This is a genomic window from Paracidovorax oryzae ATCC 19882, assembly GCF_000687165.1.
In the GTDB taxonomy this organism is placed as follows: domain Bacteria; phylum Pseudomonadota; class Gammaproteobacteria; order Burkholderiales; family Burkholderiaceae_C; genus Paracidovorax; species Paracidovorax oryzae.
The window spans coordinates 1-7,584 of sequence record NZ_JMKU01000054.1 but is presented as its reverse complement, the minus strand read 5'-3'; the positions used below and the strand labels follow the sequence as shown (position 1 = coordinate 7,584).

Sequence of the window (7,584 nt, the reverse complement as noted above, 5' to 3'; positions counted from 1 at the left end):
TATTTATCAACATCTTAGAAACCAGCAAATTCCCACTGTACTTTTGGCGCCGGCCGCGCCACGGGTCCATTACAGAATCCGCTGCCATTCGCGCCCGTCGTACACCGTGGCTCCGTACATGCCGGCAAGCAGCATCACGCCATCGCCCACCGACAGGTTGCCCGAGCAGGAAGTCACCTCAGGCGGAACGTCTGCCTCCTTGAGCTTGCCGTTTTCGATGACCCACAGGCCGTAGTCCGACGTGCACCACACCTTGCCGTCGTACCAGACCATGTCCTTGAAGGGCAGGGTCATTTCGTCGCGGTGGATGATTTCCCAGGAGTCTTCTCGGCCGCGCATCACGGAGCCGCTCTGCATACCGATGTAAACGTAGCCGTCACCTGCACAGCAGACGCTGCGAAAATACATATTGGAGGGGACGACACATTGGTACCAACGTTGGCCGTCGTAGCGCCATGCATCACCCTTGCCGCCAACACAATAGATGTCGGATGCATTGAAGCCGGCAATTGCGTGAAAGCCGCCATCACTCGAAGTCCCAACGCGTGCAGGTTTCGGCAAAGAGCTTCTGTCTCCTACCAAACTTTCCCACTTTCCCTCGTCCACCCTCTTGCAGACGGTTCGTCTCGGGCCCACGGCGTAGATGCTGCCATCTATAGTCGCCAGATTGAAACATGCACGAAGCACCTCAGTTTCTGGCGCCCCGCCAGTGAGAATAGGCTCTTCCATATCACGACTGCCGCCGCCGAGGACCGCGACATCGCAATCGATAGATACCATGACTGCCTGATTTTTTGGATGAGAAGACGCGGCCACTTTCGGCAGATCGAATCCGCTGTACGTATCCCAAGCCAACCTTTCTCCTGCGGGAAGATTGGCAAAGAAGTTCATCAGCCTTTTATCACCATTGGCCGCGTCATCAATGGACTCCAACAGCACAAAAGAAAAACAATCACGCATTCTAACAGCGCAGTCGTACACGAAAAACCCGGTCAAAACCTCTTTCAAATCCTCTCCAACGGCAGTCATTATTTAATATCCCTGTTTTGGAATTCAAAGAATCCGCTGCCAATTACGCCCATCGAATACCGTGGCTCCGTACATGCCGGCCAGCAACATCACGCCATCGCCCACCGACAGATTGCCAGAGCACGCTTTCACCTCGGGCGGAACGTCCGCCTCCTTGAGCTTCCCGTCCTCGATTACCCACAGGCCGTAGTCGGAGGTACACCACACCTTGTCCCCGTACCAGACCATATCCTTGAAGGCTAAGGTCATTTCGTCTCGGTGGATGATCTCCCAGGAGTCTTCTCGGCCACGCATGACGGAACCGCTCTGCATGCCGATGTAAACGAAACCGTCTCCTGCACAGCAGACGCTTTCAAAATACATGTTTGTTGGCACCATGCACTGGTACCAGCGTTGGCCGTTGTAGCGCCATGCGTCGCCTTTACCGCCTACGCAATAAATATCTGATTCACTAAAACCATCAATTGCACTAAAACCACCGTCACTCGACAAGCCAACACGGCTTGGCCTTGGCAAAGTACTTCGATCGCTCGCCAAGCTTTCCCATTTCCCGTGGTCCACTCGCTTACAAACAGTTCGCCTGGAGCCTACCGCGTAAACCCTACCATCGATGGCTGCCAATTTATAGCATGAACGAAGCACGTCGCCTTCAGATCCGCCTCGCGGAATCGGCGCCTCAATACCACGGCGGCCACCCCCTAGAACAGCCACATCGCAAGTCAATGAAACCATAACTGTTTGATTGACAGGAACGCGGGATGCAGCGATTACAGGCAAATCAAATCCCTCATATGTATCCCATGCAACTCTCTCACCTACTGGTTTATTGGCAAAAAAGTTTAAAAGTCTTTGATCACCGCTTGCAGCGTCGTCGATCGATTCGAGCATCGCAAATGAAAAGCAATCCGACGTTCTAACGGCGCAGTCATATATAAAAAATCCTGCAAAAGCCTCTTTAATATCATCGCCTTCTAACATTCGACAACCTCTTTAATCAGCAGATCCCTGTCCAACGCGTTTGTCTTTACCAGGAGCCGCAACTCCTGGGTGACTCACTGGTGTGCAATTTAATCGATCGTAAAAAGCATGAAGTTGAGATTTAATACAGCGGTCGTCACACCCAGATTCAGGAAAGGCGGAAGCCACGGATCTGACTCCGGCATTGATCACCCCCTCTTTAGTAATTTGCGCTCCCCGAGGAATAATTTTTCCGGTGGCATAGTCGAGATCATCTAGCTCCTTCATCAGCTTTGCATGAATTGTTCCATGAGAGCCATGTCGGTTGTTTGTCCCCTCAACACATATAGTGGGAGCATCACCCTCTGAATATCCTGGACACCCTTCAAACATAGCACTGGGCAACACATGGTGCCCCGATTGCCCAGGACAGCATCCCTTTCCGTCTCGTCCGGAAAGAGGATTCAAGGTTTCCCTGTATGGCACCAATGCACATCGGCGTGCCCTGATACACGGGTTCAGCTTCGCGGCCCCGGTCATCATGTCGGTGACCATCTTCTGCTTGTTGTAGCTGCCGTCCGGATTCTTGTACTTGTCCAGTTGCCCCTGGATGTCGGAAATCTGCGCCTTGGCGTCCTTGATCTTGGCTGCCGCCTGCTCGACTTCTCGTTTCAGTTCCGGGAACTCTTCAGCAGCCGCCGCGGCGTCCAACGCACCGTCGGCGGTCATGAGAGCATTGACAGCTGCCCCAGTCCACGGCCCGCCCAGGAACGACCCTCCACGCACGAGGCCCTGCTTGATCGCCATCTTGGCCAGCTTGGCCTTCACAGCGCTCTCGAGCTTTTCCTTGGCTTTGGCCTCCACGGCTTCCAGGGCCTTCGTTCCCAACTCGTCCGCCATCTGCGCAGGGATGTTCTCCAACTCCTTGAACATCTCTTCCGGGCTGCTGGGCTTGATCATCAGGAACTCGCAATGGTCGTTGATCCATTGCGCATCCGGATTGGCGGCCTTGCCGCTATGCGTGGGCAGCTTCAGCTTGCCCAGCGGGCCGGGGGCCGACTTCTGGCGGCTTTGCTTTTCCGTTGGGGTTTCGGGCGCGCATTTCTTTTCGATCGCGCCAACGTCCTTGGCGCAATTGCCCTTGGCGGCGGCCGTATCGATGTAAACATGCCGGCGCGTGTTCGGTGCGCCTTTCTGGCTGGCGGCGGGGCGGCTGCTGTGGCTGGAGCTGCCGCTTCTGCTGCCCGGTTTGGTGCGAGGAGCCATGCGAGTGCGTCAGGTCTTGTGGTTGTGGGTCGTGGGATCGGTGTGGCGGCACACGTTCAGGCCTTCGACCTTCACGTCGGGCGACCAGTCCACGAAGTAGCAGCGCCCCTGGATGACCTCGGTCACCACGCCCTTGCGGAATTTCGTGGTGGCGGGCTCGTCGCCCGTGCTGGTCGCGAGGTACGACACATCCTTCTTGCAGATGGGAGTGCCGCACACGAACACCGTGGTGCTGCCGTTGGCCAGGTCACGCGCGAACGCAGTGTTCGGGTATGGCAGCGGAATGCCGATCTTCGGCGGCTTGGGCGGGCTGTGGCACACATCCGGGAAGCACGCCGCGGCCTTGCCGTCGGCAGCCTGCGAGCAGAACTCGTCGTCGTTCGCGTACACGTGGGTTTCCATGCGGGCTGTACTCCTCGGAGGTCAGTAATGCGCGGGCGGCTGATAGCGCACGACGACGGCTGCGCGCAGCCCCTCGTCGTTCGCCAGGTGCAGCACACCGCAATGGCCGGGGCCGTCCGCACGCGGCAGGAGGTGGTGCAGCCAGGCCAGCATGAGCGGGCCGGTGGCTGCGCCCACTTCGCCCGTGCAATCGGCCGTGGTGAGCACCATGGGGGACGTCCCACCGTCCACGGCCACGCGCGTGAAGGCGTTGGTGGCATCGCCAGCGAAGAAGCCCTCGCCGTTCTGGTCGCTGAGCCGGAACGCCAGGTCGTTGCAGTCGATGCCCGCCTGTGCGAAGGCCGTGCGCAGGGCCTGCGTCAGCCCGCGCGAGCGGCTGGGCACGCTGCCGTCGGGCCGGCCTTCTTCCATGCCCTGGCCCCAGCCCGCGATGTGCAGGCCCGGCGCCTCAGGCGGGGCCAGTTCCAGCAGCACCGCGGCGGCGGCCTCTCCGGGAATGAAGCCATCCCGGTTGCCGGGCACCAGCAGGCGGTCCTGGGAGAGGTAATGGTTGATGACCTCGGAGTGGAGGTAGCTGTCGAAGCCCACCACCATCACATGCCGCGCCGCGCCTTCGCGCAGCAGTTTGTCGGCATGGGCCAGGCAGCCGGCAAGGCCCGCCCGTCCGGTCGCCGTGCCGCTGGAGGCGGGATGCAGCGGGCGCCCCAGCGCGGGCCGGCTCAGCGCCACGGCCTGCACGGTCTGCCGGTCCTCTGCCGCCGGGCGCTCGGGTTCCGCGCAGAGCAGGAGCAAGGGCATGGGGTCCTCCGGCAACGGGCCGGCATGCGCCAGGCAGTCCTCCATGGCATGGCGCATCCATTCGGCCAGCCGCGGCGCGCCCCAGAGGCGCGGCTCGGGCAGGCGGGCCACGCGCACGAGATCACCGCTGCGCGTGCGGAAGTCGCTTTCCTGGAAATGGTCCATGCCGGCGCGCAATGCGCAACTGGCCGCTGCGGCGCTATAGCCCACGGCGCAGCAGATGCCGGCAGAGACGACGCGCAAACCGTGCCGTTCCTGAGTGGAAGATGTGGGCCGCGTCATGCGCTCGCTCCGACGGCAGGGCTGCAGCCGGCGCAATGCGCATCCTCCAGTCCCAGGGAGCGTGCTCGCCACCAGGCCTCATCGACCGGGCCAATGGCAATCGTGTCGAACTCCTGGATACGGCGCCGGATGGGCACGCTGGCCCGCCACACGGCCGTCATGCGGCGCGCCTCGGTCTCGAAAAACAGCGTATCGACCAGCGCGCGCGGCTGCTCGATGCCGTAGTCCTTTCGCAGCACGCGGATCTGCAGCAGGTCCAGCGGCGGCAGGGCAAAGCGCAGATGCGGCTGCCCCTCCAGCATGTGGGTGAGCGCCACCTCCTCACCTCCCACAGGGTAGGGAATGCGCTGGTCCTCGGGCGCACTCTGGTGGAACAGGTCGTTGAAGTCCTCGGGCAGGAAGGGGAACACGTCCCGCCGCCACGCCTCGTCATAGGTACCGGCATGGCGCTGGCGCGAAGGATGGTGCACCGGCAACGCACTCATCGCGCAGGCAGGCGCGGTGTCTTCGGGGCTGCGCACGGGGCACTCCAGCGATTCCAGGCAGGGCATCGGCTGGTCCTTGGCCTGGCCGATGGTGCGGGGCCCGGCCCATCCCAGGCCCACGGGGTTGTCGTCGCACACGTCTGCGTCATTCTCCGCATTGGCGAGGGTGCGGGTGCCGCCAAACGCCATGCCGAAGTGCAGCGGCATGGACGTGAAGGGCTCGGGAGCGGATGCCTCGTAGGCCAGGAGGAAGCGCTGCCAGCGGCGGCGCCCCCAGACCTTGAGGCGCTTGGACATGCCCGCCACACGCGCCTCGACCATCAAGGCGGCCACGGCCTTGCCGTCGGGCGCGTGGGCATGGGCGTCGAACAGCACGTCGCAGGACGGCTTGAAACGTACGGCGTCGGAGGGATAGCGCACCGCGGACAGGCCCGGTGCGCCGTAGTGCTCGTCCGACCATGCGATGGGCGGAGGCTCCACGGGGCGTGGGCGCTGCCCGGCTTGCGGCAGGCTCCACGCACCCTTGGTGACGATGACCAGATGCTCCCGCCCGGACACATCGACGGACGGAAATACCTCGGAGCGCAGCCATCGGCTGCTCGCGACCACTTGCATGGGCTGCGCTCAGTTGATCTGCACCGAGCCGCCGCGGATGCGCTGGCCCGCGCTCGCGTGGCTGGTCACATAGGCACCCCGGATGTGGACGTGCCCGTCGGCGGTCAGGAGGATGGCGGCATCGCCGCAGCGCAGCTCCAGTTCGGTCTCCGCTTCGATGCGCACCCGCTGCCCGTCGCGGCTCACTTCCACCGCCTTCGACGCAGCCTGCGCAGAAGGTGGCGCGGTTTGCGCGGGCATCGCCTCCGGCATCAGCATGCCGAGAATGATGGGCCGGTCGGCACGGGCTCCCTCGAAACCGATGGCGACCGAACGGCCCGCATCGGCGGCCTGCAGCGTCACCATGCTGCGTGCAGGCAGGCCCGCCAATCCGAGCGCGGGAATATCGACGCATGGGCCCTGGCCGTCGCCGCCCACGCTCGCGAGCGTGCCGAGGGCAATTCCGTCGGCGCGCGGATATGCGCCTTCGCCAGGCACGGCCTGCTGGGGCTTGTACAGCAGCGCCGTGAATGCGGATGGCGCAATCTCGGCACCAACGGCCGGCGCTGCGGCGCCCGGAATGGGGGTGTGATCAGTTTTCAAGGATCTTCGCCCCCTTCATGGTGATGTTCCCGTCGGCCTTCAGGACCTGTTCACCAGTCATGCCGACCATGAGGTCATGGCCGTTGAGCGTAATGGTGCCGTCCTGCCGCATCACGAGCTTGGACTGCCCCACATTCAGCGTGATGGATTCCGGGTCCATCGTGATGCTGGAGCCACCACCGCCCTTCGCGCCGCCGCTGCCACCAGATGGGGCGACGATGTTCTGCTTCACACCAGGCGCGCCCGATCCTCCGCCGGAACCACCGCCGCCGCCCACGGTCAGCGTGTACTTGTCGCCCACGCTGGTGCTCTTGCTGCTGCCCACCGTGGTGCTCTGCGTGCTGCCCACGAGCGTGGCCATGACGGCTCCCACGTTGAGGTTGTAGGCCACGCCCACGTTCTCCATCCGCCCCACGCCCACGTTCTGCATGTAGGCGATGCCGATGGTCTCGGTCTTCATCTTGCCGACCTTGATCGACCAGTTGTTGCCGATCTTGTCCTTCTCGTTGCGGCCTATGGTCTTCGTGCGGTTCTTCCCGATCGAGACCGTCTCGTCGATGCCGACGTCTTCCTTTCGGTTGTCGCCGATCGAGATCGTCTCGTCGTGGTCCACCCGCTCCGTGCGGTTGTTGTGCACGGTGATCTTCTCGTCGCGGTCCACCGTCTCGGTCCGGTCCCGGTGGATGGTGTTCGTCTCGTCCCGGTCGATGGTCTTGCGCCGGTCCTGGCCCACCCAGTGGTCCTCGTCGTTCTCCACCTCGATGAGCTGGTCCTTCTGCGCATGCAGCCACACCTGCTCCGCGCCCTTCTTGTCCTCGAAGCGGATCGCGTTCGCATCGCCCGCGCCGTTCTTCATGCCGTCGCCGAAGGCGCCGCCCTTGCTCGACTTGGTCTTGATGCCCGACTGCGTGGCATTGCCCGGCAAGGCCCAGGGCGGCATGTTCGCGGCGTTGTAGACGCTGCCCACGACCAGGGGATAGTCGGGGTCACCGTTCAGGAAGTCCACCACCACTTCGTGCCCGATGCGTGGGATCGAGATCGCCCCGAACCCCGAGCCCGCCCAGCTCGTCGCCACCCGCATCCAGCAACTGGAGTTCTCGTCCATCGCCCCCAGCCGGTCCCAGTGGAACTGCACCTTGATGCGGCCGTATTCGTCGGTCCAGATTTC

At 62.6% G+C, this 7,584-nt stretch carries 8 protein-coding genes; all 8 read right to left on the bottom strand.

Annotated features, from left to right (window positions below):
* Positions 1–69 precede the first annotated feature (69 nt).
* Entirely contained in the window at positions 70–1,029 is a 960-nt protein-coding gene (locus T336_RS27460) for a beta propeller repeat protein (RefSeq protein WP_156957929.1), read from the bottom strand.
* Between the two features lie 24 nt (positions 1,030–1,053).
* A complete protein-coding gene (locus T336_RS27455) occupies positions 1,054–2,007 on the bottom strand; it encodes a hypothetical protein (RefSeq protein ID WP_156957928.1) in 954 nt (317 codons plus the stop codon).
* Positions 2,008–2,019: 12 nt separating this feature from the next.
* Positions 2,020–3,252, bottom strand: a complete 1,233-nt coding sequence (locus tag T336_RS26370) for an HNH/endonuclease VII fold toxin-2 domain-containing protein (RefSeq protein ID WP_084151505.1) — start codon at positions 3,250–3,252, stop codon at positions 2,020–2,022.
* A 9-nt stretch (positions 3,253–3,261) separates the two neighbouring features.
* Positions 3,262–3,654, bottom strand: coding sequence for a DUF4150 domain-containing protein (locus T336_RS0122220; protein WP_026434176.1), 393 nt, complete (start codon positions 3,652–3,654; stop codon positions 3,262–3,264).
* Positions 3,655–3,675: 21 nt separating this feature from the next.
* Positions 3,676–4,734, bottom strand: coding sequence for a hypothetical protein (locus T336_RS0122215; RefSeq protein ID WP_156957927.1), 1,059 nt, complete (start codon positions 4,732–4,734; stop codon positions 3,676–3,678).
* Entirely contained in the window at positions 4,731–5,834 is a 1,104-nt protein-coding gene (locus tag T336_RS0122210) for a DUF2169 family type VI secretion system accessory protein (protein ID WP_026434174.1), read from the bottom strand. The genes T336_RS0122215 and T336_RS0122210 overlap by 4 nt, the downstream gene beginning before the upstream one ends.
* Before the next feature lie 9 nt (positions 5,835–5,843).
* Positions 5,844–6,416 (bottom strand): DUF6484 domain-containing protein, encoded by a 573-nt coding sequence (locus T336_RS0122205; protein ID WP_156957926.1) that lies wholly within the window; start codon positions 6,414–6,416, stop codon positions 5,844–5,846.
* On the bottom strand, positions 6,406–7,584 hold a 1,179-nt coding region (locus tag T336_RS25550; RefSeq protein ID WP_035226978.1), incomplete at its 5' end, for a type VI secretion system Vgr family protein. The genes T336_RS25550 and T336_RS0122205, both read right to left, overlap by 11 nt.

Coding starts and splice junctions, on each gene's coding strand:
- T336_RS27460 (WP_156957929.1), bottom strand. CDS start 1,029: ATGACTGCCGTTGGAGAGGATTTGAAAGAGGTTTTGACCGGGTTTTTC.
- T336_RS27455 (WP_156957928.1), bottom strand. CDS start 2,007: ATGTTAGAAGGCGATGATATTAAAGAGGCTTTTGCAGGATTTTTTATA.
- T336_RS26370 (WP_084151505.1), bottom strand. CDS start 3,252: ATGGCTCCTCGCACCAAACCGGGCAGCAGAAGCGGCAGCTCCAGCCAC.
- T336_RS0122220 (WP_026434176.1), bottom strand. CDS start 3,654: ATGGAAACCCACGTGTACGCGAACGACGACGAGTTCTGCTCGCAGGCT.
- T336_RS0122215 (WP_156957927.1), bottom strand. CDS start 4,734: ATGACGCGGCCCACATCTTCCACTCAGGAACGGCACGGTTTGCGCGTC.
- T336_RS0122210 (WP_026434174.1), bottom strand. CDS start 5,834: ATGCAAGTGGTCGCGAGCAGCCGATGGCTGCGCTCCGAGGTATTTCCG.